Origin of the sequence: Paraprevotella clara YIT 11840 (assembly GCF_000233955.1) — a bacterium.
GTDB classification, from domain to species: domain Bacteria; phylum Bacteroidota; class Bacteroidia; order Bacteroidales; family Bacteroidaceae; genus Paraprevotella; species Paraprevotella clara.
The window spans coordinates 335-627 of record NZ_JH376724.1; the positions used below are offsets into that span (position 1 = coordinate 335).

General features: G+C 43.0%; 1 protein-coding gene. It reads left to right on the forward strand.

Going from position 1 to position 293, the window contains the following annotated elements:
• Nucleotides 1–99: 99 nt before the first annotated feature.
• Nucleotides 100–293, forward strand: a 194-nt coding sequence (locus tag HMPREF9441_RS18235) for a glutamine amidotransferase-related protein (RefSeq protein ID WP_410517977.1), incomplete at its 3' end; no start/stop codon positions are given.

Here is a 293-nt window from a genome sequence, read left to right on the forward strand (position 1 = left end):
AAATATTAGCCAGTCAGCAGCCTGCTATACTCGATAAAATTATCAATTACAAAGAAAGTTTAAAACAAGCCGTACTAACTGCTGCGGCAACTCTTAACGATGAATAATAACACCTTTCAGGGCGCACGCCTACTGATATTAGACTTCGGCTCTCAATATACCCAGCTAATAGCCAGACGAGTAAGAGAGCTTAATGTGTATTGCGAAATACACCCTTTCAACCACTTGCCTGAGGACATCGATAGCTTTGCCGCTGTCATTCTTTCAGGCTCTCCTTATTCGGTACGCAGTGC